This window comes from Membranihabitans maritimus (assembly GCF_021729145.1).
GTDB classification, from domain to species: domain Bacteria; phylum Bacteroidota; class Bacteroidia; order Chitinophagales; family Saprospiraceae; genus Membranihabitans; species Membranihabitans maritimus.
Genome location: NZ_JAJSLW010000082.1, coordinates 1 through 401, shown reverse-complemented (window position 1 = coordinate 401; position 401 = coordinate 1). Strand labels below are relative to the sequence as shown.

Here is a 401-nt window from a genome sequence, read left to right as displayed (position 1 = left end):
TCTCCGATAAAAACATGATAGTCCCGGCGGACCTTGGAACGGGTCGTTTTTTTGATCTCAAATAAGTCCGGGGGCAAGGCCTTCATCTCAGGCCATTCAACCGACTGGAACTCGGAAGATCGGCAGCCGGGTTTTTGTTGATACGGCCGGTTATTGTGGTCTTTGAGCGATTGAATGATGCCTTCATTTAAAGCGTCCGGGCTGTGGAAAATTTCGTTGCGAAGCGGACCATATATGCGGTTATAAATAGTCGATACCAGATTTTCTACACTGGCCTTGTCTTTGGGTTTACGTACCCGGGTAGCTTGCAAATCAATTTGATAGTAGGTCGCCAATTGCACACACAAGGCATTAAAATCCGGCTCATATTTATCGGCCCGGGTCACATAGGATTTCAAATT

General features: G+C 46.6%; 1 protein-coding gene. It reads right to left on the bottom strand.

Going from position 1 to position 401, the window contains the following annotated elements; translation table 11 throughout:
- On the bottom strand, positions 1 to 401 hold a 401-nt coding region (locus LVD47_RS23400), incomplete at both ends, for an IS21 family transposase (protein WP_500797289.1).